The 21,730-nt window shown below is 66.2% G+C and carries 24 protein-coding genes and 1 pseudogene; 17 read left to right on the plus strand and 8 right to left on the minus strand.

Translation table 11 applies throughout. From position 1 onward, the window contains the following. The first annotated feature begins 435 nt into the window (after positions 1-435). Positions 436-837 (plus strand): GreA/GreB family elongation factor, encoded by a 402-nt coding sequence (locus AC1DF3_RS34785; RefSeq protein WP_286536678.1) that lies wholly within the window; start codon positions 436-438, stop codon positions 835-837. An 89-nt stretch (positions 838-926) separates the two neighbouring features. Next, the gene (locus tag AC1DF3_RS34790) at positions 927-1,835 is read left to right on the plus strand and encodes a universal stress protein (RefSeq protein WP_478142500.1); all 909 of its coding nucleotides are present in this window, start codon (positions 927-929) and stop codon (positions 1,833-1,835) included. A 5-nt stretch (positions 1,836-1,840) separates the two neighbouring features. Here AC1DF3_RS34790 and AC1DF3_RS34795 read toward each other — a convergent pair whose 3' ends face one another. From AC1DF3_RS34795 to AC1DF3_RS34810, 4 genes are all read right to left on the minus strand, one after another. After that, on the minus strand, positions 1,841-3,961 hold the full coding sequence (locus tag AC1DF3_RS34795) for an ATP-binding protein (protein ID WP_478142501.1): 2,121 nt from the start codon (positions 3,959-3,961) through the stop codon (positions 1,841-1,843). Positions 3,962-3,970: 9 nt separating this feature from the next. Then, complete coding sequence (locus tag AC1DF3_RS34800; RefSeq protein WP_286536681.1) at positions 3,971-4,747, minus strand: response regulator transcription factor; 777 nt, start codon at positions 4,745-4,747, stop codon at positions 3,971-3,973. A 195-nt stretch (positions 4,748-4,942) separates the two neighbouring features. Continuing rightward, entirely contained in the window at positions 4,943-5,137 is a 195-nt protein-coding gene (locus AC1DF3_RS34805) for a hypothetical protein (protein ID WP_286529691.1), read from the minus strand. A 34-nt stretch (positions 5,138-5,171) separates the two neighbouring features. Next, positions 5,172-5,420, minus strand: coding sequence for a hypothetical protein (locus AC1DF3_RS34810; protein ID WP_286536682.1), 249 nt, complete (start codon positions 5,418-5,420; stop codon positions 5,172-5,174). Positions 5,421-5,745: 325 nt separating this feature from the next. On the opposite strand from AC1DF3_RS34810, the gene AC1DF3_RS34815 reads away from it, so the two are divergent. The 4 genes from AC1DF3_RS34815 (at position 5,746) to AC1DF3_RS34830 (ending at position 10,429) form a co-directional block, all read left to right on the plus strand. Further along, a complete protein-coding gene (locus AC1DF3_RS34815; protein WP_478142512.1) occupies positions 5,746-7,206 on the plus strand; it encodes an NCS1 family nucleobase:cation symporter-1 in 1,461 nt (486 codons plus the stop codon). A gap of 30 nt (positions 7,207-7,236) precedes the next feature. Further along, positions 7,237-8,001 carry an aspartate/glutamate racemase family protein gene (locus AC1DF3_RS34820; protein ID WP_286536683.1) on the plus strand — a complete coding sequence of 255 codons (765 nt, stop codon included), beginning with the start codon at positions 7,237-7,239 and terminating at the stop codon, positions 7,999-8,001. A gap of 24 nt (positions 8,002-8,025) precedes the next feature. Then, entirely contained in the window at positions 8,026-8,778 is a 753-nt protein-coding gene (locus AC1DF3_RS34825; protein WP_478142502.1) for a GntR family transcriptional regulator, read from the plus strand. A gap of 166 nt (positions 8,779-8,944) precedes the next feature. Next, a complete protein-coding gene (locus AC1DF3_RS34830; RefSeq protein ID WP_478142503.1) occupies positions 8,945-10,429 on the plus strand; it encodes a nucleobase:cation symporter-2 family protein in 1,485 nt (494 codons plus the stop codon). Positions 10,430-10,436: 7 nt separating this feature from the next. Here AC1DF3_RS34830 and AC1DF3_RS34835 read toward each other — a convergent pair whose 3' ends face one another. After that, positions 10,437-11,285: an aldo/keto reductase gene (locus AC1DF3_RS34835; RefSeq protein WP_478142504.1), complete on the minus strand. Its 849-nt coding sequence runs from the start codon at positions 11,283-11,285 to the stop codon at positions 10,437-10,439. A gap of 112 nt (positions 11,286-11,397) precedes the next feature. On the opposite strand from AC1DF3_RS34835, the gene AC1DF3_RS34840 reads away from it, so the two are divergent. The 7 genes from AC1DF3_RS34840 (at position 11,398) to trhA (ending at position 17,461) form a co-directional block, all read left to right on the plus strand. Further along, a complete protein-coding gene (locus AC1DF3_RS34840; RefSeq protein WP_286536687.1) occupies positions 11,398-11,985 on the plus strand; it encodes a helix-turn-helix domain-containing protein in 588 nt (195 codons plus the stop codon). 1 nt (position 11,986) lies between these two features. After that, the gene (locus tag AC1DF3_RS34845) at positions 11,987-12,604 is read left to right on the plus strand and encodes a GNAT family N-acetyltransferase (protein ID WP_286536688.1); all 618 of its coding nucleotides are present in this window, start codon (positions 11,987-11,989) and stop codon (positions 12,602-12,604) included. Continuing rightward, on the plus strand, positions 12,579-13,247 hold the full coding sequence (locus AC1DF3_RS34850; RefSeq protein WP_478142505.1) for a glutathione S-transferase family protein: 669 nt from the start codon (positions 12,579-12,581) through the stop codon (positions 13,245-13,247). The genes AC1DF3_RS34845 and AC1DF3_RS34850 overlap by 26 nt, the downstream gene beginning before the upstream one ends. After that, the gene (locus AC1DF3_RS34855; protein WP_286536690.1) at positions 13,244-13,465 is read left to right on the plus strand and encodes a DUF7661 family protein; all 222 of its coding nucleotides are present in this window, start codon (positions 13,244-13,246) and stop codon (positions 13,463-13,465) included. The genes AC1DF3_RS34850 and AC1DF3_RS34855 overlap by 4 nt, the downstream gene beginning before the upstream one ends. Before the next feature lie 103 nt (positions 13,466-13,568). After that, positions 13,569-15,113 carry an L-piperidine-6-carboxylate dehydrogenase gene (amaB, locus tag AC1DF3_RS34860; protein WP_478142506.1) on the plus strand — a complete coding sequence of 515 codons (1,545 nt, stop codon included), beginning with the start codon at positions 13,569-13,571 and terminating at the stop codon, positions 15,111-15,113. Positions 15,114-15,262: 149 nt separating this feature from the next. Next, positions 15,263-16,714, plus strand: a complete 1,452-nt coding sequence (locus AC1DF3_RS34865; protein WP_478142507.1) for a DUF1254 domain-containing protein — start codon at positions 15,263-15,265, stop codon at positions 16,712-16,714. 132 nt (positions 16,715-16,846) lie between these two features. Next, positions 16,847-17,461 carry a PAQR family membrane homeostasis protein TrhA gene (trhA, locus tag AC1DF3_RS34870; RefSeq protein ID WP_286536755.1) on the plus strand — a complete coding sequence of 205 codons (615 nt, stop codon included), beginning with the start codon at positions 16,847-16,849 and terminating at the stop codon, positions 17,459-17,461. A gap of 190 nt (positions 17,462-17,651) precedes the next feature. On the opposite strand, the pseudogene AC1DF3_RS34875 reads toward trhA, so the two are convergent. After that, a pseudogene (locus AC1DF3_RS34875) lies at positions 17,652-17,945 on the minus strand (substrate-binding domain-containing protein); the annotation flags it as partial. Positions 17,946-18,156: 211 nt separating this feature from the next. On the opposite strand from AC1DF3_RS34875, the gene AC1DF3_RS34880 reads away from it, so the two are divergent. Further along, positions 18,157-18,489: a hypothetical protein gene (locus AC1DF3_RS34880; protein WP_286536693.1), complete on the plus strand. Its 333-nt coding sequence runs from the start codon at positions 18,157-18,159 to the stop codon at positions 18,487-18,489. A gap of 221 nt (positions 18,490-18,710) precedes the next feature. Here the strand turns inward: AC1DF3_RS34880 and AC1DF3_RS34885 are convergent, their stop codons facing one another. Next, positions 18,711-19,535: an SMP-30/gluconolactonase/LRE family protein gene (locus tag AC1DF3_RS34885; protein ID WP_286536694.1), complete on the minus strand. Its 825-nt coding sequence runs from the start codon at positions 19,533-19,535 to the stop codon at positions 18,711-18,713. 320 nt (positions 19,536-19,855) lie between these two features. On the opposite strand from AC1DF3_RS34885, the gene AC1DF3_RS34890 reads away from it, so the two are divergent. From AC1DF3_RS34890 to AC1DF3_RS34900, 3 genes are all read left to right on the plus strand, one after another. After that, the gene (locus tag AC1DF3_RS34890) at positions 19,856-20,290 is read left to right on the plus strand and encodes an eCIS core domain-containing protein (RefSeq protein WP_478142508.1); all 435 of its coding nucleotides are present in this window, start codon (positions 19,856-19,858) and stop codon (positions 20,288-20,290) included. Between the two features lie 62 nt (positions 20,291-20,352). After that, positions 20,353-20,781 carry a hypothetical protein gene (locus tag AC1DF3_RS34895; RefSeq protein WP_478142509.1) on the plus strand — a complete coding sequence of 143 codons (429 nt, stop codon included), beginning with the start codon at positions 20,353-20,355 and terminating at the stop codon, positions 20,779-20,781. Further along, the gene (locus AC1DF3_RS34900) at positions 20,756-21,079 is read left to right on the plus strand and encodes a hypothetical protein (RefSeq protein ID WP_478142510.1); all 324 of its coding nucleotides are present in this window, start codon (positions 20,756-20,758) and stop codon (positions 21,077-21,079) included. Before AC1DF3_RS34895 ends, AC1DF3_RS34900 begins: the two co-directional genes overlap by 26 nt. On the opposite strand, the gene AC1DF3_RS34905 is transcribed toward AC1DF3_RS34900, so the two are convergent. Beyond that, positions 21,071-21,580 carry a YdeI/OmpD-associated family protein gene (locus tag AC1DF3_RS34905; RefSeq protein ID WP_478142511.1) on the minus strand — a complete coding sequence of 170 codons (510 nt, stop codon included), beginning with the start codon at positions 21,578-21,580 and terminating at the stop codon, positions 21,071-21,073. The genes AC1DF3_RS34900 and AC1DF3_RS34905 overlap by 9 nt on opposite strands. Positions 21,581-21,730 lie beyond the last annotated feature (150 nt).

Consider the following 21,730-nt stretch of genomic DNA (forward strand, 5'->3'; position numbering starts at 1 on the left):
TGATCAGATGGGAACCTCGTCAGCGAAAACCATCAGGGCCGGCAGGCATATCAGCTTGCACATCAGGCCGGATATAAGACTGCAGCCCTGCCTCCTAAAGCGTCACACACACGAGTTCTTGCGATCCGGGAGGCGCCCATATAAGATGTCCCCTATCTGGCAAGGACCGTGAGGCCATTGGTTGAGCCTCGCGTCCCTGCCCGATACACTCGACCCATGCACGCCCCCGCCCGCTTCCAGAACCACGCCGCTCTCGCGCGGCCGTCGTTTTCTGCGCGCGCGGCAGGTCTGCAGCAGACGCCCGCACATTCCTAAGCCCGGCGGCCGCTTCCCTCCCCCATTTAGCGCAACCATCGACCGCCGGGCACCCCCCTCGCGCGTCGCGGTGCCTGCCCGTTGCTTCGGGCGGCCCGCATTCGACTGGAGTGCGTCCCCATGCATGCAACCATCCTCGGCGAGCGCACGCTCACCGAACATGACTTCTCGCGCCTGAGCAAGCTGCTCGACGGGCATCTGCCGCCCGCACTCGCCAACGTCCTCGGCGCGGCCGAGGTGACGCGCTCGCGCGAAGTTCCCGCGGACGTCGTCACGATGTATTCGCAGGTCGAACTGGTCGACCTCCACACGCGGCGCAGGCAGACGCTGACCGTCTGCTTTCCCGGCGACGCCGAGCCCAGTGCCGGCTTCATCTCGGTGCTGTCGCCGGTCGGCAGCGGCCTGCTCGGACTGAAGGTCGGCGCGGTCGCGCGCTGGCAGATGCCCGGCGGCGAAGAAGGCGCGGCCGAAATCGTCGCCATCGCATTCCAGCCCGAAGCCAGCGGCGACTACGCGCGCTAGCCGGCGCGCCGCCCTTTCCAGCCCACGCAGCGCGCGGTCGCCCCTCGACCGCGGCGCCAGCGCGTGCCCAGCGCGAAGAGGAGACCTCCATGACCATCCGATCCATCCTGGCCGTGACCGACTTCTCGCAGCCAGCCGGCCTCGCCATCGAACGCGCGGCCCGGCTCGCGGCCGAACACAGCGCCGTCCTCAAGCTCATGGTGCTGCCGGCGAGCGGCAATGTGCCGCCCGCGAACGGCGCCAGCCGGCTCGCGACTGCCGCCAGGAAACTGGGCCATCGTTTCGCCATCACGGTGCGGCCCGTCGCCCAGACCGCGAACACGCTGGCACATGTCGCCGAGGAAGCCAGCTGCGCGGACCTGCTGGTGCTCGGTCACTGGCGCGAGCGCACGATGGCCTCGCTGCTGCAGGGGCAGCCCGCGGAGCGGCTGGCGCGCCTGTGCCGCTGCCCGGTGCTCGTGACCAAGACAACGCCGCACCGCGACTACGAGCGAATCCTGGTCGCCGTCGACTTCACGCCCGCATCGAAGCGGCTGGTCCAGTTGGCCTGGACGCTGGACAGCAACGCCGAGGTCGAGCTGTTCCATGCCATCAGCACCTTGAACGAGGCCAAGCTCCGCTCGGCCGAGGCGTCCCGGCGCGCGATCCAGGCCTACCGGCACGAATGCATGCGCCACGCCCGCGACCGCATCTTCTGGCTGACCGATTCGTTCGACACCCGCCGCAATCGCGTCCTGAGCGCCATCGGCTACGGAGATCCCGCCCGTCAGGCGGTGGTCCAGCAGGACCACGTGGGCGCCGATCTGCTGGTGGTCGGAAAGCGGCGCAACTCGCCGATCGCGGACTTCGTGTTCGGCAGCGTGGCCCAACGGGTGCTGTGCTGGGCCACCAGTGACGTGCTGGTCGTGCCGGACGATTTCCAGGCCTCGACCCGCGCAGCGGCCCGGCAACGGATCGAGGCCGAACGCGGTGATCTCGAGGGCGCCTTGAGCGGCTGACCGGTTCAGTCCGAGGCTGCCGGCTGCCCCAGCCCCTTCAGCTGCGCTTCGATCGCCCGGTCGAGTTCGTCGACGGCCGCTTCGAGCTGGGCCAGGGCGGCGCCGGGGGTCAGCGCCGCCTCGCCCTGGCAGGCCCGCTGGAGCATCTCGCATGCCCGCACCACGCGATGGGCCCGGACCATCCGGGCCGGGCCCAGGATCTTGTGCGCCATCGACGACGCTTCGGACAATTCACCCGACCCGACGTGGGCGGCGAGCTCCCGGACGTCGCTTCGATTGGTCCGCCACAGCGCCTCGAGAAAGCGCGACTCGACCCCAGCGTCGTCGTCGGACAGCCGGCGCAGCGCGAGCGGGTCGAAGGCCGCCTCGAACGGCTCGTGCGCCGGCGGTTCGACCGGTGTCGCAGGCAGCGGCTCGGCCGCATCCCCGGGCAGATGGCGATGAAGCGCCGCCGACAGGGCATCGAGGCTGAACGGCTTCATGAGGCACTCGTCCATTCCGGCCTCGAGGGCGTGGCGCCGGTCGGCCTCCTGGACGTGCGCCGTGCAGCCGAGCACCGGGCAGCGCGGCAGGCCGCGCTCGCGTTCCAGCTCCCTGATGGCCACCGCCAGGGCATAGCCATCCATGACCGGCATCGAACAGTCGGTGATGACCAGGTCGAAGCCGCCGTCGCGCCAGAGCGCCAGGGCTGTCTCGCCGTCCTCCGCCAGTTCGCACTCGAGGCCCAGGTGCTCGAGCTGGCGCTGCAGCAACAGCCGATTGGCCGGATGGTCGTCGACCGCCAGGATCCTGCGGCCGCGCTGCGGCAGAAAGGCGCCAGGCTCCGGCGCTGCGGCCGCGGCCGGCGCGGCGACTGGCGGCGAAGCGGTCCGCAGTGCGATTTCGACCCGGACGCAGGTGCCCTGGCCGCGCTGGCTGCGGACGTCGATGGTCCCGCCCAGCATCCGGCACAGGCGCTGGACGATCGGCAGGCCCAGGCCGGTGCCGCCGATGGCGCGCGGGCCGGCCGCCTCTGCCTGGAAGAACGGCCGGAACAGGTTCTCCACATCCTCCGGGGCAATCCCGATGCCCGTGTCCTCGACCTCGAGAGCGATCGTCTCGACGTCGGCCTCCCGGCCCGCACGGCGCAGCCGGACGGTGACGCTGCCCGCATCGGTGTACTTGATGGCGTTGCTCACCAGGTTGTTGACAATCTGCCTGAAACGCACCGCGTCGACGCTGTGCCATTCGCCGACCGCGGGGTCGATGTCGAGCACCATCGACAGCCCGTGCTGGCGGGCCAGGCCGCCGAACATCCGGGCCACTTCGTCGACGATCGCCGGCAGCCGCGCCGGCGCCAAGGCGATCTCGAGGCCGCCGGCTTCGATCTTCGACATGTCGAGGACGTCGTCGATGAGCCCGAGCAGGGCAACCGCCGAAGTCCGGGCCAGGTCCACCGATTCGCGATCCTTGGCCGACAGGCGGCCTTCGCGCGTCAGCAGCTCGAGCATGCCCAGCACGGCGTTCATGGGCGTGCGGATCTCGTGACTCATGGTCGCGAGGAAGTTGGACTTGGCGCGGCTGGCCTCTTCGGCCTTGGCCCGCGCCACCTGGCTGAGGTCGATCAGATGGTGGCGCTCGGTGACGTCGATCGCGCCAGCCACCAGGGCGCGCGCCGGCCCTCCCTCCGACAGTGCGATCGGGACCGCCCAGTGCACCATCCGGCGCAACTCGCCATCGAGGACCACGTCGACATCTTCGTTCAGCGACTGGCCGCTCGCCAGCATGTCGAGGTAGCGGGCGTGAAGGAGCGCCGCCTTTTCCGGCTCGAGGTACTGGAGTCCGCTTTCTCTGAGGGTCTTACCCTCCAGGGCGGCACGATGGGTGCCGTACATCTTTTCGAATGCGGCATTGCAGAAAACCAGCCTGGCCTCGTTGTCGCGCACGCAGATGGCCTGCGGAATGGCCTCGAGCATGGCGCGCTGGAAGGCGAGCTGATCGCGCAATTCGGCTTTGACGGCGAGTCGCCGACGCATCTCTTTTCGCAGTTTTCGGTTCCAGACCACGCTGATGACGAAGCACAGCGCAAATCCGGCGGCGACTTCATAGCCCCAGGGTGCGATCCCCCACAATTCCCCCCACATCATTCGCCCCTTTCAAGAGACGAGGTGATGGGCGCGGGTGAAATCGACCAGTTCGACCAGCGTGGAAATGCCGAGCTTCTCGAATATCCGCGTCTTGTAGCTGCTGATCGTCTTGTTGCTGATCAACAGGGTTTCGGCGATTTCCTTGTTGCTCATGCCGCGGGCCAGGTATTGCAGCACCGTCAATTCGCGGTCGGACAGCGACTTCATCAGGGCATCGGGCGATGCGCCGGAATGGGCGTGTCCGTGCGAAGACAGCGCCGACGACGGGAACATGCTGTAGCCCGCGAGCACTGTCCTGGCGGCCTGCGCGACGGCGGACATGTCTTCGCTCTTGCTCATGAAGCCATTGGCGCCCGCCTGCACCGTGCGGGCGGCAAAGATGGATTCCGGCTGGGCCGACAGCACCAGCAGTTTGGTCGAAGGCAGAGATTTTCGGACCCTCTCGATCAGGTCGAGGCCGCTGAGCCGCGGCAGGTCGAGGTCGAGGATGACCAGGTCGGGACGCTGGTCGCGGATCGCAGCCAGGGCGGTGGGGCCATCGCCCGCCTCGCCCACGACCTGGAACTCGCCTCCGGATTCGAGGGCGGAACGGACCGCCAGACGAATGGCGGGATGATCGTCGACGACGATGACTGTATGCATATTGATTCCCTTGCGTTGATTTCGGTGGCCGGCGGCCGCTCGCGAGGGAGGCTTTAATCTTCCAGTGTCACTCCACTCACAATTCAACGCGATTTTAGGGCGTTTCAGAATTGATGACGGAATAATCAGGCACTCAAGATTCAATACTGCAGCAGATCGCGCAAAACATCACACAATATTACTGGATCAGCTTTTTCCAATATTCAGATTTTTCTTATTGATTATTTCGAATTGTCCTATGGGGATCGCAGAAGCAATTCAGAGTTATTTAATATCAATTTATTAATTATATTTGTTACTGATATTTTCTGCAGCCCCCGCCGGCCTGGCCCTGCGCTATCAGGCGCGCTGGGCACTCTGCAGCTTGTACCCGTTCTGGTAGATGCCGATCACCAGCCCGCTGACCGCGTCGGACGGTCGAGCGGTGACGAACCGGTTGTCGGCGGCCTGATAGACCAGGATGGTGCAGCCGGCGCTCCGGCTCAATGTGCGCGCCACGCCGGTCGCCTGGCTCGCCGTCTTGTAGCTGTTCATGTCCTGTCTCCTTGTGCGTTGGGTCGGCAAATGATCACGAGCGCGCGGCGGCCAGCAGCCCGTCGATGGCGAGCACCACGCCCTCCCGGGCGTCTTTCGACGGCACGCCTTCGAGCAGCAGCTGGCGAACCAGGCCCAGCGTGTTGATGAGCTCTGCCTCCATTTCCGTGAGCAGGGGGATCACGTCGAAGTCCGGGTACTTGCCCTTGGCGCCCATCGGTCGTCCGGGGCCCGACAGATCGACGTCGTAGCCCTCGCTGATTGCCTGTTTCTGAGTCTTCATCGGGACCTCGCAAAGAGATGGTTGATCTTTGGCAGCACCTGCGTTGGCACTGAATCGATGTAATACATTGTGCCTATTTACTTCTTAAGTAACAAGATGATTCATTGAATCGTGAGTACTTTTTTCGTCATTTTGCAGACCCCCTGCGGGTCCTTCGCAGCGCAATCAGGGTAATCACGGTGTCGTCCGCCGCACTTCGATCTTGATTGCACCCATTTTTTGTATACAAATATAGGGTGCAATCCACAGACCGAACATTCCATTCGGACCTTCGACCATCCGCCACGAGGAGACACCCGTGAACGCAACCGCCAGCCAAGCCAGCATCGAGCTGCCGATCCCAGGCGCCCTGCACCCGAGCGAATCGAACGCGCGCATCAAGCCGGGCTACGACCCGCGCCTGACCAACGAGGACCTGGCGCCGCTGAAGCGGCAGACCTGGGGCCAGTACAACATCTTTGCCTTCTGGATGTCCGACGTCCACAGCGTCGGCGGCTACATCACGGCCGGCAGCCTGTTCGCGCTCGGCCTGTCGAGCTGGCAGGTGCTGGTGTCGCTGCTGGTGGGCATATGCATCGTGCAGTTCTTCTGCAACCTGGTGGCCAAGCCCAGCCAGGTGACCGGCACGCCCTATCCGGTGATCTGCCGCGCCTCGTTCGGGGTGCTGGGCGCCAACATCCCGGCCGTGATCCGCGGCCTGATCGCGGTCGCCTGGTACGGCATCCAGACCTACCTGGCCTCGGGCGCCTTCATGCTGCTGGCACTGCACTTCCAACCCGGCCTCGCGCCCTACGCGGATGTGGCGCAGCACGGCTTCGTCGGCCTCTCGACCCTCGGCTGGGTCGCCTTCATGGTCATGTGGGTGCTGCAGGCCTTCGTGTTCTGGCACGGCATGGAAGCGATCCGGCGCTTCATCGACTGGGCCGGTCCGGCGGTGTACGTGGTGATGGCGGCGCTGTGCGGCTGGCTGGTCTGGAAGGCCGGCTGGAGCAACATCGACATGCGCCTGGGCGGCGTCAAGTTCACGGGCTGGGACGCATTGCCGGTGATGCTCAGCGCGACCGCGCTGGTGGTCAGCTACTTCAGCGGGCCGATGCTCAACTTCGGCGACTTCTCGCGCTATGGCAAGAGCTTCGACGCCGTCAAGAAGGGCAACTTCTGGGGCCTGCCGGTCAACTTCCTCTTCTTCTCGCTGCTGGCCGTGATCACCTCTGCCGCGACCTTGCCGGTGTTCGGCGAACTCATCACCGATCCGGTCCACACGGTGGCCAAGATCGACAGCACCACCGCGGTGGTGATCGGCGCGCTGACCTTCATGATCGCCACCGTCGGCATCAACATCGTCGCCAACTTCGTCTCGCCGGCCTTCGACTTCTCGAACGTCGCACCGCAGAAGATCAGCTGGCGCACCGGCGGCATGATCGCCGCGGTGGGCTCGGTCTTCATCACGCCGTGGAACCTCTACAACAACCCGGAGGTCATCCACTACACGCTGGACATCCTGGGCTCCTTCATCGGGCCGCTGTTCGGGATCCTGATCGCCGACTACTACCTGGTGCAGAAGCAGCGGGTCGACGTCGATGCGCTCTACACCCTGAGCCCGGCGGGCGCCTACTGGTACGACAACGGCTACAACCGGCGCGCCATCTGGGCGCTGGTCCCGGCCGCGCTGGTGCCGGTGCTGTGCGTGCTGGTGCCGACCCTGCGCGGCGCCGCCAACTACGCCTGGTTCATCGGCACCGGGCTGGGCTTCGTTTTCTACATGCTGCAGAACCGCAAGCGCTGAAGAGCGCTCATTTCCCTTCCCCGACCCATCATGCGAATCAAGATCATCAATCCCAACACCACCTGGAGCATGACCGAGAAGATCGGTGCCTGCGCGCGCTCGGTCGCGCGGCCCGGCACCGAGATCGTGGCGGTCAGCCCCGCCATGGGGCCGGCCTCGATCGAGAGCCACTACGACGAGGCGCTGGCGGTGCCCGGCCTGCTTCAGGAGATCGCTGCCGGCGAGCGCGACGGCATCGACGGCTACGTGATCGCCTGCTTCGGCGACCCCGGGCTCAAGGCCGCCAGGGAACTGGCGCGCGGCCCGGTGGTCGGCATCGCCGAGGCGGCGATGCATCTGGCGAGCCTGGTGGGCAGTCGCTTCAGCGTCGTGACCACCCTGGGCCGCACGATGGGACAGGCCTGGCACCTCGCCGAGACCTACGGCATGAAGCGCTTCTGCGCCAACGTGCGGGCCTGCGAGATCGCTGTGCTCGATCTCGAGGCGCCCGGCTCGCGCGCGCGCGAGCGCATCGTCGACGAATGCCGCCGCGCGCTCGACGAGGACGACTCGGACACGATCGTGCTCGGCTGCGCCGGCATGGCCGACCTGTGCGAGCACATCGGACAGGTGCTCGGCGTGCCGGTGGTCGACGGCGTGGCGGCCGGGACGCAGCTGATCGAATCGCTGGTGAGCCTGCGCCTGGCCACCAGCAAGCGCGGCGAACTGGCACGCCCTCTGCCCAAGCCGATCAGCGGCCTGCTCGGCGACTTCGCGTTGCCGGCGGTACCGCCGGCGCTGAAGCGCGCGGCCTGATTCGGCCTCATTCACAATGGCGCCATGCCACGCGCCCCCAAAGCTTCCGCTCACCCCCAGCCGTCGCCCGCAAGCTCCGGGACCGAGGCCGCGGTCGACAAGACCGCCACCATCGAAGGCATCGCGCAGGACATCGCCACCGCGATCGTCGAGAAGCGGCTGCCGCCCGGCACCTGGCTGCGCGAGGAAGCACTGGGGCGGCTCTATTCGGTCAGCCGCACCAAGATCCGGGCGGCGCTGCTGACGCTGTCGAAGGAAAAGCTGATCGAGATGATCCCGGACAAGGGTGCTTTCGTCAGCAAGCCCAGCGTGCAGGAAGCGCGTGAAGTCTTCGGGGTCCGGCGGCTGCTCGAAAGCGAGGTGGTACGGCTGTTCGTCGCCAAGTCACGTCCCGCCGACTACCAGGCGCTCGAGCAGCACATCCAGTTCGAGCGCACCACCCTGCGCGCCACCACGACCACCGGCACGGTCCGGGAGAAGCTGCTCGGCGACTTCCACGTCGCGCTGGCGGAAGCGGCCGGCAATCAGACCCTGGCCGAACTGATCCGCGAGCTGGTGGCGCGCAGCTCGCTGATCGCCATGCTGTACCACTCGTCGAACGATCCGCATTGCTCGTCCGACGAGCACGCCGAATTCCTGCGCGTCTGCCGCAGCGGCGATGCCGAGGCCGCCGTGGCATGCATGACCGACCACCTGCTGCGCATCGAGGCCAACCTTCAGCTTTCGGCCGGCGTGCCGGATCGACAGCTCGACCTGGTCAAGGCCCTGCTGGCCTGAAAAGCACGGGCCCGCGACTTGCTTGGGCGCGCAGGGCGCGGGTTTTCCGCCATACAGCCCGTCGCCTGATCTGTATACAGTTTCGCGTACAGAATAGTGGACGATCCGGGGCCCCGCGCCGTTCGCTCGTCCCTTTTCCTCCACGTTGCCCAGGAGAAACTCGAAAATGACGGCTGCCTCGCCTCCCATCCACCCGGTCGACCAGCGCCTGCCGGCCGGCAAGCTCGCCGCCCTCGGCCTGCAGCATGTGCTCGTGATGTATGCCGGCGCCGTCGCGGTGCCGCTGATCGTCGGCCGCGCGCTCAAGCTCACGCCGCAGGAGGTCGCGCTGCTGATCTCGGCCGACCTCTTCTGCTGCGGTGTCGCGACGCTGATCCAGGCACTCGGCGCCACCCAGTGGTTCGGCATCAAGCTGCCGGTGATGATGGGCGTGACCTTCGCGTCGGTCGCACCGATGGTGGCGATCGCCAACGCCAACCCGGGCCAGGCCGGCGCACAGCTGCTGTTCGGCGCGATCATCGGCGCCGGCGTCATCTCGATACTGATCGCGCCGATGGTCTCGCGCATGCTGCGCTTCTTTCCGCCGGTGGTCACCGGCACCATCATCGCGGTGATCGGCATCAGCCTGATGCGCGTGGGCATCAACTGGATCTTCGGCAACCCGGTGGGCCCGACCGCGCCGGCGCTGGTCGACCCGGTGTACGCCAAGTGGCTGGCCGACGTCACCTCGCCCGGCTCGGCCGTGCCGCCGGTCCCGAAGGGCCTGTCGATCGTGCCGTCGGTGCCGAACCCCAAGTACGCCGACCTCGGCGGGCTGGCCATCGCGGCGCTGGTGCTGGTGTCGATCCTGCTGATCGTGAAGTACGCCCGCGGCTTCATCGCCAACATCTCGGTGCTGCTGGGCATCGTGATCGGCGCCGTGGTGGCGACCATCTTCGGCTTCATGACCTTCGAGAAGGTCGGCAGCGCGGCCTGGTTCGACATCGTGCTGCCGTTCCACTTCGGCATGCCGAAGTTCGACCCGGTGCTGATCCTCACGATGTCGCTGATCATGGTCGTGGTGATGATCGAGTCGACCGGCATGTTCCTCGCGCTCGGCGAGATGACCGACCGCAAGATCAGCCAGCAGGACCTGGCGCGCGGCCTGCGCACCGACGGCCTGGGCACCCTGATCGGCGGCATCTTCAACACCTTCCCGTACACCAGCTTCTCGCAGAACGTGGGCCTGGTGGCCGTGACCGGCATCAAGAGCCGCTACGTCTGCGTGGCCGGCGGTGCGATCCTGATCGTGCTGGGCCTGCTGCCGAAGATGGCGGCGCTGGTCGAGTCGCTGCCGACCGTGGTGCTCGGTGGCGCCGGCCTGGTGATGTTCGGCATGGTCGCGGCGACCGGCATCCGCATTCTTTCGGGCGTCGACTTCAAGACCAACCGGCACAACGCGATGATCGTCGCGGTGTCGATCGGGGTCGGCATGATCCCGCTGCTGGCACCCAATTTCAAGCAGTGGATGCCGCATGCGATCCATTCGCTGGTGGAGTCGGGCATTCTGCTGGCCTCGGTCTGCGCCGTGCTGCTCAACCTGTTCCTGAATGGCGCCAAGCACGACGAGGCGGCGATCGTGGCCGCGGCCAAGCAGGCCGAGGCGCACTGACCCCGGCTCAGATCATCGCCAGCGGCCGCTTGCGCCGCGGCGCCGGGTGCAGGCGATCGATCTCGGCCAGCACCTCCGGGCCCAGCGTCAGCTCGGCGGCCGCGAGGTTTTCGCGCAGATGGCTCTCGCGTGCCGCCTTGGGGATCGCGGCCACGCCGGGCTGCGCCAGCACCCACGCCAGCGCCAGCTGCGCCGCGCTGACGTCGAGCCGCTCGGCGATCTTCTGCAGGGCGGCGTCGGCGGCCAGCGCGCCCTGGTCGATCGGGCTGTAGGCCATCAGCGGAATGGCGCGTTCGCGCTGCCAGGGCAGCAGGCTGAACTCGGGGCCGCGCTCGGCGACCGAGTAGTAGACCTGGTTGACGGCGCAGCTGCCGGCCAGGGCGGCGAGTTCCTCCATGTCGTCGGTGTCGAAGTTGCTGACGCCCCAGTGGCGTACCTTGCCTTCGGCGACCAGCGCCTGCATCGCTTCACAGGTGTCGCCGAGCGGATGCTCGCCGCGCCAGTGCAGCAGGTAGAGATCGAGGTGGTCGAGCCCCAGGCGGGCGAGGCTGCGGGCGCAGGCCTTGGCCGTCCCGCGCAGGCTGGCGTTGTGCGGATAGACCTTGCTGACGATGAACAGCTCCTCGCGCCGCACGTCGCCCGCGCGCAAGGCCTCGGCGATGGCCTGGCCGACCACCTCCTCGGCGCCGCCTTCGCCGTACATCTCGGCGGTGTCGATGAGCCGGTAGCCCATCGCGATGGCGGCGCGCAGCGCAGCGACTTCGGCCCCGCGGCGACCAGCGGATTCGCCGATCTTCCAGGTGCCGAGTCCCAACGCGGGGATCGTTCCGCCGCCAGGCAGTTCCAGGGATCGCATGGGTATTCCTTCTCGTCGACAACGGCCGTCGCGGCGGCGGCCGCGTCAGCCAACGATGCTAACCAAGCCGCGGCTGGACGTCTCATCCAATATATCGGATACTTATTCCAGCATGACGGATGAAGCAAGCGACCTGAACGACCGCATCGCCCAGCGGGTGCGCGAGCTGCGCGCCGCGCGCGGCCTGTCGCTCGATGCGCTGGCGGCGCACTGCGGCGTCAGTCGTTCGATGATCTCTCTGATCGAGCGCGGCGAGAGCAGCCCGACCGCTGTCGTGCTGGAAAAGCTCGCCACCGGGCTCGGCGTCGCGCTGGCCTCGCTGTTCGAGCCGCCGCGCGCTGGCGACGACCCGGTGGCGCGGCTGGCCGACCAGCCCCTGTGGCGCGATCCGCATTCGGGCTATGTGCGGCGCAACGTCTCGCCCGCGGGCGGAGCCTCGCCGATCCAGATCGTCGAGGTGGCCTTTCCGCCGAAGGCGCGCGTGGCCTACGAGACCGGCGCCCGCGAGCCGCGCATCCACCAGCAGGTCTGGGTGCTCGACAACACCATCGAAGTGACGGTCGGCGAGGCCTGCCATCGGCTCGACGCCGGCGACTGCCTGGCCCACGCGCTGGACCGCCCGGTGAGCTACCACAACCCCACGCGACGCCTCACGCGCTACGCGGTCGTGATCGCCACCCTGCCCTCGCCCTGGAGATGACATGCAGCAGACCCGAACACCTTGCGCCGAGCGTATCCGCCGGCTGCAGACGCTCTCCGAAGCACAGTTGCGCGCGCTGTCCGAACTGCTGATCGATTGCGTGGAAGGCGGCGCCTCGGTGAGCTTCATGGACCCCTTGCCGCCCGCCCGCGCCACGGCGTTCTGGCGCGAAGTGGCCGAAGGGGTCGCGCGGGGCGAGCGCGCGCTGCTGATTGCCGAGGATGACGCCGGCATCGTGGGCACCGTTCAACTGGTGCTGGCCCAGCCCGACAACCAGCCGCACCGCGCCGACCTGTCGAAGATGCTCGTGCTCCGGCGCGCGCGCTGCCAGGGCTGGGGCGAGGCCCTGATGCAGGCGGCCGAACAGATGGCGCGCGACTGCGGCAAATCGCTGCTGGTGCTCGACACCGCCAGCGAGGGCGCCGAACGGCTCTATGCCCGGCTGGGCTGGCAGCGCGTCGGCGTGATCCCCGGCTATGCGCTGCTGCCGCAAGGCGGCCTCTGCGCCACGACCATCTTCTATCGCGAACTGAGGCCCCTGCAGGGCGCCTGCTCGGCGACACTGGCGTCCTGCCACTCCTCGGAGCATGCCGATGACCCCCACCATCACCGCCTTTGAACAATCTCCCGATCGCGGCCGAGGACTGGCGCGCGACATGCGCGTTCGCTGGGCGCTCGAAGAAGCGGGCCAGCCCTATGCCGTGCGTCTGGTTTCGTTCAAGGAGATGAAGGAACCGGCGCATCGCGCGCTGCATCCCTTCGGCCAGATTCCGACTTTCGAAGAGGGCGATCTCGCCCTGTTCGAGTCGGGGGCCATCGTGTTCCATATCGCAGAGCGGCATCCAGGCCTGCTGCCGGACGACGCCAACGCACGGGCGCGCGCGATCGCATGGATGTTTGCCGCCCTCAACACCGTCGAACCGCCGATCCTCGATCGCGGCATCGCGATACTCCTGGAGCACGACAAGGCCTGGTTCGATGAGCGCCTGCTCCTCCTCGAAGACCGCGTCCGGGTCCGCCTGGACGAGCTGTCGCACCGGCTCGGCGCCGCCGATTGGCTCGACGATGCGTTCAGCGCCGGCGACCTGCTGATGGTGACGGTGCTGCGCAGACTGAGCGGCTCGACCCTGCTGGACGACTACCCGAACCTCGCGGCCTATGTCGCCCGCGGTGAAGCGCGGCCGGCCTACCAGCGCGCGTTCGCCGACCAATTGGCGGTGTTCAGGGGCAGCCAGCCAGCGCGCGAAACGAACAACACATGAGATACCGCTTCAACGTCTTCGGACGAATCATTTCCATCGAACGCGTCGGCGGCGATTGGGTCGCCCACCTGGCTGGAAACGACGGCAAGCGTCGTCCCGCGGAACTCGCGATTCCTTCCGACATGCCGCACGCCGAGCTGGCGCAGTATCTCTACGACGTCTACCACGAGGAAGCGACGCCAACCAATGGCGACGTTTTCGAGATCGTGCCCGGCTAAGGCACCCCGAGCGCCCGGCGGGCCTTTTTCCGCTTTTTTGCTATGCAAACGTTGCGGATTCGCCGACATTGCATCCAGCAACCCATTGCCCCGAGAACCCCTCATGCCAGACGCGCCTGCCTCCACCGCCGCCCCCATCGCCGCCCAGGTCGATCAACTGCTGCAACGCCTGGGCGTGCCGAAGTCGGCGTACGCCGATGGCGAGCTCGCTGTTCGCTCGCCGATCAGCGGCGAGACGATCGCCCTGGCGCGACAGACCTCGAGCGAAGAAGCCAAGGCCGCGATCGGCCGCGCCCATGCCGCGCACCTGGCGTGGCGCCTCGTGCCCGCACCGCGTCGCGGCGAACTGGTGCGCCTGCTGGGCGAAGAGCTGCGCGCGGCCAAGGCCGACCTCGGCCTCCTCGTGACGCTCGAGGTTGGCAAGGTGCCGTCGGAAGGCGCGGGCGAAGTGCAGGAGATGATCGACATCTGCGACTTCGCGGTCGGCCTGTCGCGCCAGCTCTACGGGCTGACGATCGCGACCGAGCGCCCCGAGCACCGGATGATGGAAACCTGGCATCCGTTGGGCGTGGTCGGCGTGATCTCCGCCTTCAACTTCCCGGTGGCGGTCTGGTCGTGGAATGCGGCGCTGGCGCTGGTGTGCGGCAATTCAGTGGTCTGGAAGCCCTCCGAAAAGACGCCGCTGACCGCGCTCGCCTCGCACGCCATCGCGCAGCGCGCGCTCGCCCGCTTCGGCGATGCGCCCGAGGGCCTGCTCGAGTTGCTGGTCGGGCAGCGCGATATCGGCGAAGTGCTGGTCGACGACCCGCGCGTGCCGGTGCTGTCGGCCACCGGCTCGACGGCGATGGGACGCCAGGTCGGCCCCCGGCTGGCCGCCCGTTTCGCGCGCGCCATCCTCGAACTCGGCGGCAACAACGCGGCCATCGTCACGCCCTCGGCGGACCTCGACCTCGCCTTGCGCGGCATCGCCTTCGCCGCCATGGGCACGGCCGGCCAGCGCTGCACCACGCTGCGCCGGCTGTTCGTGCATGACAGCATCTACGACACGCTGGTGCCCAGGCTCGCGAAGGTCTATGGCCAGGTGAAGGTCGGCGACCCGCGCGCCTCCGGAACGCTGGTCGGGCCGCTGATCGATGGCGCCGCATTCGACGGCATGCAGAAGGCGCTGGCGGAAAGCCGCGCGGCCGGCGCGACCGTCCATGGCGGCGAACGGGTGGCCGGCATCGGGGGCGATGACGCGTACTACGCCCGCCCCGCGCTGGTCGAGCTGCCGGCGCACGCCGGCCCGGCCTTGCGCGAGACCTTCGCGCCGATCCTCTACGTGGTGCGCTACAGCAGCTTCGACCAGGCCATCGAGTGGCACAACGCGGTCGGCGCCGGCCTGTCGTCCTCGATCTTCACGCTCGACATGCGCGAAGCCGAGCGCTTCATGTCGTGCGCCGGATCCGACTGCGGCATCGCCAACGTCAACATCGGCCCGAGCGGCGCGGAGATCGGCGGCGCCTTCGGTGGCGAGAAGGAAACCGGCGGCGGCCGCGAAGCCGGCTCCGACGCCTGGAAGGCCTACATGCGCCGCGCGACCAACACCATCAACTACTCGACCGCGCTGCCGCTGGCGCAGGGCGTGACTTTCGACATCGGGGACTGAGCGTAAGCGCCACCGAAGCCAGCCCGCCCCCACCTTTGGTCCAATGGTGGCGGCCGCCAGAGCCCTGTAGCCTCCCGCTCGCGCCCTTCCCCGTTGCGCCCAAACCGTTCGAGGAGCCTATTTCCGTGACACCGCATTCGACACCGCTCATGAAATGCGCCACGCTCGCGCTCGCCATGGCCGCACTCGCCGGCTGCGCCAGCCGAAGCGATCCGATCGCGCAGGCCGCCAAGGCGGACCAGGCCGCAGGCGTCCCGGCGCCGAGCCTCGCAGAGACCAAGGCGATTGCAGAGGAGGCCTTCATCTACGGCCTGCCCATCGTGATGAACTACGCGGTGATGAACGAATACGCTGTCGACAAGGGGGGCGTCCAGTTCAAGGCGCCGTTCAACCAGATCAAGAACGAGGCGCGCGTCTACACCTACCAGGACACGGCGGTCATCACGCCGAACAGCGACACGCCTTACTCGCTGGCATGGATGGACCTGCGCGCCGAGCCGATGGTGCTGACGGTACCCGCGGTGGACGGCAAGCGCTACTACGCGGTGATGCTCAACGACGGCAACACCTACAACTTCGGCTACATCGGCAGCCGCGCGACCGGCAACGGCCCGGGCAGCTACATGGTCGTCGGGCCGGACTGGAGGGGCGAGACACCGCCCGGCGTGCGCAAGGTCTTCACCTCGACCACGCCGTTCGCGCTGGCCATCTACCGGACCCAGCTCTTCAGTCCCAAGGACATGCCGAACGTGGTGAAGGTGCAGTCTGGCTACAAGGTCCAGCCGCTGTCCGCCTTCCTGGGCCGCACCGCGCCGCCCGCAGCGGCTGCCATCAAGTTCGTGCCGGCGACCACCGCAGGCATCAAGGAGAACTTCTACGAGTACCTGGACGCTGCGCTTCAGTTCGTTCCACCTTCCGCCGAAGACCGTGACGTGCGGGCCCGCATCGCCCGCATCGGCATCGGCGCCGGCAAGACCTTCGAATTCAAGGATCTCTCGCTCGAGCACAAGGGGGCCGTGCTGCTGGGCATGAAGGCCGGCGACGAGAAGATCGACAAATGGCTGGCGACCGGCACCAAGAACGTCAACGGCTGGAACATCGGCTCCTTCTTCGGCGATCGCAACTTCTACAAGCAGGACTGGCTGATGCGCGCCGCTGCGGCCAAGGGCGGCATCTACGGCAACGATGCGATCGAAGCGGCCTATCCGCTGACGCGTGTCGACGAGAAGGGCCAGCCGCTCGACGGCAGCAAGCACAACTACACGCTCACCTTCCCCGCCGGCCAGACGCCGCCGGTGAATGCGTTCTGGTCTGTGACGATGTACGACGGCAAGACCCAGCTCCTGATCAAGAACCCGATCAACCGCTATCTGATCAACTCGCCGATGGTCTCGGCGATGAAGAAAAACCGCGACGGCTCGCTGACGCTCTACATCCAGAAGGATTCACCGGGCAAGGCGCTCGAAGCGAACTGGCTTCCTGCGCCAGATGGCCCGATCTACCTGGCTATGCGGCTCTATTGGCCGAAGGACACACCGCCGTCGATCCTGCCGGCTGGTGAAGGAACGTGGAAGCCGCCCGGGATCGTGGCATCCAGGTGACTCCGCATTGCCGGATCATCTTGTGCCTTGTCGACCAACCAGGGATAGCGCGAGCGTCATCTGTCGGTCATCGCAAGCGGGTCTGATCCTGGCGTGCTCACCCCCAACACGATCGCGCGGTCCGGTCTTCACATCGTCAGGGGCGAGCGATTCAACGGGTTCAGTCACCTGCTGGGCCTGCTGTTGTCGCTTGCCGCTGGCGCGCTCCTGGTCGATGAGGCGGTGATGAAGGGCGACGCGGCAGCAAGCGTGGGCGCCGCGGTTTTTTCGCTGGCGTCGGTGCTGCTCTATGCGGCGTCGACGCTCTACCACTTCACCCAGGGAGCCGCCAAGGCGATCTGGCGTCGCGCCGATCACTGCGCCATCTATCTCATGATCGCCGGGACCTACACCCCGTTCGGTCTCCTGACCTGGAACGGTCCACGCGCCGCAGTCGCCATAGGTGCCATCTGGGGCCTCGCCGCAGTGGGGATCGTGCGCGAACTGCGCGCCGGACCCGGCGCGCCGCCCTCGCTGCTGTTCTACCTCGGCCTGGGCTGGCTGACGGTCCTGGCCACCTTTCCTCTGGCAGCCGCCTTGGATGGTCTGGTCCTTGCGGGGCTCCTCGCCGGCGCGGGCTGCTATTCCTTCGGCACCATCTTCTACCGCAACCGCAGGAATTGGCGTCACGCGCACGGCACCTGGCATCTCTTCGTGCTCGCAGGCTCCGCCTGTCACTACGGCGCGATCGTCTGGGCCGTGCAGTGAAGACAAAGGCACCTCGCAGTCCACATTCCTTCACTTGCAAGGTACGGGCTTGCCCGACGCGTCCTTGATGTCACCCCAGGCGGTGGCGATCGCGCCCTTCACCTTGTCGGGCATCGGCACGTAGTCCAGGTCGCCGGCGGTCTTGTCGCCGTTCTTGCAGGCCCAGTCGAAGAACTTGAGCGTGGTGGTGGCCGCTGAGATTGAGGTCGCCCGGCTTGATGCCCTGGATGTTGACCACCGGGATCACGCCGCCGATGACGGTCGGGAACTGCATCAGGCCCTTGGTCTTGAGTTCTTCGTCGGACAGCGGCATGTCGGAAGCGCCGAAGTCCACCGTCTTGGCATCGATCTGCTTGATGCCGGCACCCGAGCCGACCGACTGGTAGTTGACCTTGTCGCCGGTGGCCTCCTGGGCGAAGGCCGGACTCAGCAGATTCGCTGCGGCGATCAGGCCAAGGGCCGCGTATCTGGGTAGCGTGATCATGAGCACTCCCCTTCAGGTCGCAAGGATCTGCATGGGGCGGAACGAAGTTGCTCTTGAGCCACAGAGCGTTCAATTTCGTGAACAAGTTGACGCGATAGACCCTTTGAAGTATTGCGCAGCGCCGTCCTGAAGCCTAGTCTCGCGACTGAGCCCGTTGACGAAATCTCTTTACGCACGAACCGCTTACATCGGACTTTGCATGTTGGCTGCGATGCTGATCCTCCTGCTCCTGCTGGCGTGGGAGCTGCGCCTCCAGATCTGGTTGGCCAAAGCCGTGCGTATCAGGGCGAAGCGTTCGGGATGGATCGTCATCGAGGTGCGGCGACGCGTTTCGATGCTTCGGCTGCCGCCGCATGTGTCGGAATTTCCAGTTCCGCGCGAGGAACGCATCCAGGTCCATCGTCTGCTCGGCATCGTGCTGTGGCACGAGGAAATGACCGTGGCGCTCCCCGATACCGCCTGCGAGCACCTCGCTGAAATCACTCCGCAGGATTTCGATCGTCAGTTTCCGATCTGGCTGCGTCTCGCCGGCAATCCGCGCTGAGCGTCGCGCGGGCCTGCCCGCGGCGCCTCGCACGCGACTTGACACACCTTTGTCACGACCTCTTGCCTGGGGTTTCGAGTCGAGGGCGGTCTGGGCCGGTGCCCTGGGTCGCGACGCCGCTCTCGCCCCAGAACTGCCACCTATTGCGGCAACATCAGACCGCCCGGCTCAACGGTTCAATGATTCTTTCAATTGCCTGTGGCGCGAAAATGGCGCTTCAGTCAGGGCCAACCGACACCTGGGATGTCCACCGTCGCCGCGAGCAACTGGCCGGTACCGGCCATGTCATCCATGCAATCCATACCGAACCAGCGAGCGGCGGCGATCAAGAGGGTCTTGCGATCAGGACCGCCGAGCATGCAAGCGAATGCGCCGCGATCGAGTTCGATGCGTTGCTGGACCGCTCCGCCTTCACGGACCCGCGCACAGCATTTGTGAGGCACGTCGGCGTACCAGACACAGCCTTGCGCATCGACGCAAATGCCGTCTGGCGTTCCCTCACCAAGGTCCGCCCAAACGCGGCGTCCTGACAACACGCCGTCGGCCGCAATGTCGAAGGCAGTCAGGCGTCGGCCGTGCGACTCCGCAAGGATCAAGGTCCTGTTGTCCGGGGTAACCGCCATTCCGTTCGGGAAAGCAAATCCCCCCGCGAGGGGCCGCGCCTTGCCATCGGGCGTCACGACCACCAGGCACTCACCGTTCACGTAGGTATTGCCACGGCCGTCCACGACGATCTCATTCCACAAGCCCTTCGAGAAGGACGCCAGGTCGGCATAGGTTGCCAGCGCGCCGTCCGAGGTCTGGCGGACGAGTTTGCCGGCGCGCGACGAGACGAACAGCAAGCTGCCGTCAGGCAGGAAGTCGAACGAGAGTGGCGGCGCGGGTGCTGATACGACGGTTTTGGGCACGCCGTCGTCATTGCCAAGTGACATGATCTCGCCGACAGTCCAGTCGGCGAACCACCATCGTCCGTCGTGCCACCGGGGCGACTCCACCAGACCTCGATCGCCAGCGAGATGCATGAGCTCGGAAGGTGCTTGCGTCATGTTGGCCTCTCACGGATCGTTCCATTGTCTTCCTCATGCTGCGTTCCTGCCGGAAAGCACCAACCGAAAGGCGGTCTCCAAGGCATCCGCCAGGCGGGCTGTGAGGGAGAGCTGTCGAGCCTCATCGAGCTTGAAGTTGAAGTCGCGCGTCGGTGAGCTGGTACCAGCCCGCTCCGTAAAATCCTGATTGGGTCCTGCGTCAAAGGAGTCGCTTTATGCGTTCGTTCATGCTGAAGCCCACCAGACGAACGGTCGCCGCGAGGATCATAGGACCGTAATCACTTCTGCCAATTCGCGGGCAGACGCCTGTCCGGGGCAAGGTGCTGCGCCAAGTCGACTCCGAAGGGGCGGCGCCGCTGCGCTCGACAGGCCAGCCGTTGCCGGTGGAGGATCGCGCCTTCATGGAGCGGCGTTTCGGCTATGACTTCAGCAAAGTGCGCGTTCACGCGGATTCGGAAGCCGCCGTGTTGGCCGAGCGGCTGGACGCCTCCGCCTACACCACGGGCAGCGACATCGTCTTCGGCCGTCACCAATACAAAGGCACCGGGAGCGACGCGGAGCGACGACTGCAGGCGCACGAGCTCACGCACGTGATCCAACAGTCGTTCGTGCCCCAGGCTGTTCAGCTGAAACCCAAGACGTCCACGAAGCAGGACACCGTGACGATCGCATCTGTCTACGACCTGATCAAGGCGAAGAATCCGGACCTTGCGAAGTTGGTCACTCCTCTGACTCTGGCCACGCGCAGATCATGATGGAGTCGAATTCGCACTGGACGAATTCGCATACGAGCATCTTCCAGGGGTACACGGATGTCATGACTATCGCGAACTCGAAGGCATTGGACCAGGAGCGAAACGATGTCAGGTCACAAATCGCGGGACTTGCAGGGAGCGGTGGGCGACTGTCCACGCCGGACGAGATCTCGAAGGCGCAGGACTCGAACCTGGAGTTCCTGGTTCACGAGAAATACGATTCTGACGCAGAAGCAAAGGCGTTCGGAAAGACATACCCCAACGATTTCATTGCGCGGCAGTACACCACCGTGGTCGCGATTCGACTCGGAAACGACAAGAAGGGTCCCGGCTTCGATAGCTTGACCAAGCCGATGAAGGACGCTGTCAAGAAGCTTTTCGACAAGATGGACGCGCAGGCGGCTCAATCCAATCAGAGCACCACGGCACCGACGAATGCAAATCCCGCACCGACCAAGCTCAAGTATGAAGTTCAACACCTCTTCAAGTAAGGTGCTGCACATCGACCCGCAGCCAGGTGGCAACGCGGCTGGCACCGCGATCGTGGACCCATCCCGAGTCCTTGGTTTCGGCTGTTCGGATCATCGCTTGGCACGAAGTTCACTTGTGGATCAGTCAACAGTCGGGAACACCCGCTTGTGGCCGAATCCTGCTTCACTGCGGGTGGGTGTGCACGCGCTGCGCGTCGTCGCATCCGTATACGGCCCGAAGCGAAAATCTGAAATGACTTGGCAGGGCGCCACACCGATGTGCGACGGCAAGCAGGACTGCGCGCGATCTTCAGTCTGAGGCCTTGCCCTTGGGCTTGAAGATGTGCACGACCTCACCATGCCCGAGCATCTCCACCAGCTTGGCGATGCGCCTGGCACGGGTCTCCGGCTTGACCGCCGTCTGCACGCGCCAAAGCACGGCGTAGCGGTTGGACGCACTGATCGTTGCGAAGAAGGCCTTCGCCTTCGGGCTTGCCTCCAGCGCGGCCTGGAGGTCGCCCGGCACGCTGGATGTGCGCGCGCTGTCGTAGGCCTTGCCCCAGCGGCCGTCATTCTTCGCGGCGTCGATCTGGGCCTGCCCCGCGGGCTGGATGCGTCCGGCCTCGGTCAGCACGGCGACCTTGTCCACATTGATCTTGGACCAGATGCTGCGTGCGCGCCGCGGTGTGAAGCGTTGCAGGAAGTGCTGGTCGTCGAGCCCTTTCTTCTGGCCGTCTATCCAGCCCCAGCAAAGCGCGATCTCGACCGCCTCGGGGTAGGTAACACTGGGCTCGCCGGCGCCTTTCTTCGCGATCTTCAACTGTTGGCGCCGGCCGAAAATTGACCCACCTGTGAGGGTTGTGCCGGTTCAAATTTGACCCGGGTGTTCAGCCTACCCTGCTGCTTTTTTAAGCGGTGGGGGAATGAGGATTGATCACCATGGCCATGATTGGCAAGGTCCTGCGGATGC

It is taken from the genome of Variovorax sp. 10N432 (assembly GCF_056394465.1).

Excerpts from the sequence above, each read along its gene's own strand:
- AC1DF3_RS34785 (WP_286536678.1), top strand. The coding sequence starts at position 436 with ATGCATGCAACCATCCTCGGCGAGCGCACGCTCACCGAACATGACTTC.
- AC1DF3_RS34790 (WP_478142500.1), top strand. The coding sequence starts at position 927 with ATGACCATCCGATCCATCCTGGCCGTGACCGACTTCTCGCAGCCAGCC.
- AC1DF3_RS34795 (WP_478142501.1), bottom strand. The coding sequence starts at position 3,961 with ATGATGTGGGGGGAATTGTGGGGGATCGCACCCTGGGGCTATGAAGTC.
- AC1DF3_RS34805 (WP_286529691.1), bottom strand. The coding sequence starts at position 5,137 with ATGAACAGCTACAAGACGGCGAGCCAGGCGACCGGCGTGGCGCGCACA.
- AC1DF3_RS34810 (WP_286536682.1), bottom strand. The coding sequence starts at position 5,420 with ATGAAGACTCAGAAACAGGCAATCAGCGAGGGCTACGACGTCGATCTG.
- AC1DF3_RS34820 (WP_286536683.1), top strand. The coding sequence starts at position 7,237 with ATGCGAATCAAGATCATCAATCCCAACACCACCTGGAGCATGACCGAG.
- AC1DF3_RS34825 (WP_478142502.1), top strand. The coding sequence starts at position 8,026 with ATGCCACGCGCCCCCAAAGCTTCCGCTCACCCCCAGCCGTCGCCCGCA.
- AC1DF3_RS34830 (WP_478142503.1), top strand. The coding sequence starts at position 8,945 with ATGACGGCTGCCTCGCCTCCCATCCACCCGGTCGACCAGCGCCTGCCG.
- AC1DF3_RS34835 (WP_478142504.1), bottom strand. The coding sequence starts at position 11,285 with ATGCGATCCCTGGAACTGCCTGGCGGCGGAACGATCCCCGCGTTGGGA.
- AC1DF3_RS34840 (WP_286536687.1), top strand. The coding sequence starts at position 11,398 with ATGACGGATGAAGCAAGCGACCTGAACGACCGCATCGCCCAGCGGGTG.
- AC1DF3_RS34845 (WP_286536688.1), top strand. The coding sequence starts at position 11,987 with ATGCAGCAGACCCGAACACCTTGCGCCGAGCGTATCCGCCGGCTGCAG.
- AC1DF3_RS34850 (WP_478142505.1), top strand. The coding sequence starts at position 12,579 with ATGACCCCCACCATCACCGCCTTTGAACAATCTCCCGATCGCGGCCGA.
- AC1DF3_RS34855 (WP_286536690.1), top strand. The coding sequence starts at position 13,244 with ATGAGATACCGCTTCAACGTCTTCGGACGAATCATTTCCATCGAACGC.
- amaB (WP_478142506.1), top strand. The coding sequence starts at position 13,569 with ATGCCAGACGCGCCTGCCTCCACCGCCGCCCCCATCGCCGCCCAGGTC.
- AC1DF3_RS34865 (WP_478142507.1), top strand. The coding sequence starts at position 15,263 with ATGAAATGCGCCACGCTCGCGCTCGCCATGGCCGCACTCGCCGGCTGC.
- AC1DF3_RS34880 (WP_286536693.1), top strand. The coding sequence starts at position 18,157 with ATGCTGATCCTCCTGCTCCTGCTGGCGTGGGAGCTGCGCCTCCAGATC.
- AC1DF3_RS34885 (WP_286536694.1), bottom strand. The coding sequence starts at position 19,535 with ATGACGCAAGCACCTTCCGAGCTCATGCATCTCGCTGGCGATCGAGGT.
- AC1DF3_RS34895 (WP_478142509.1), top strand. The coding sequence starts at position 20,353 with ATGACTATCGCGAACTCGAAGGCATTGGACCAGGAGCGAAACGATGTC.
- AC1DF3_RS34900 (WP_478142510.1), top strand. The coding sequence starts at position 20,756 with ATGAAGTTCAACACCTCTTCAAGTAAGGTGCTGCACATCGACCCGCAG.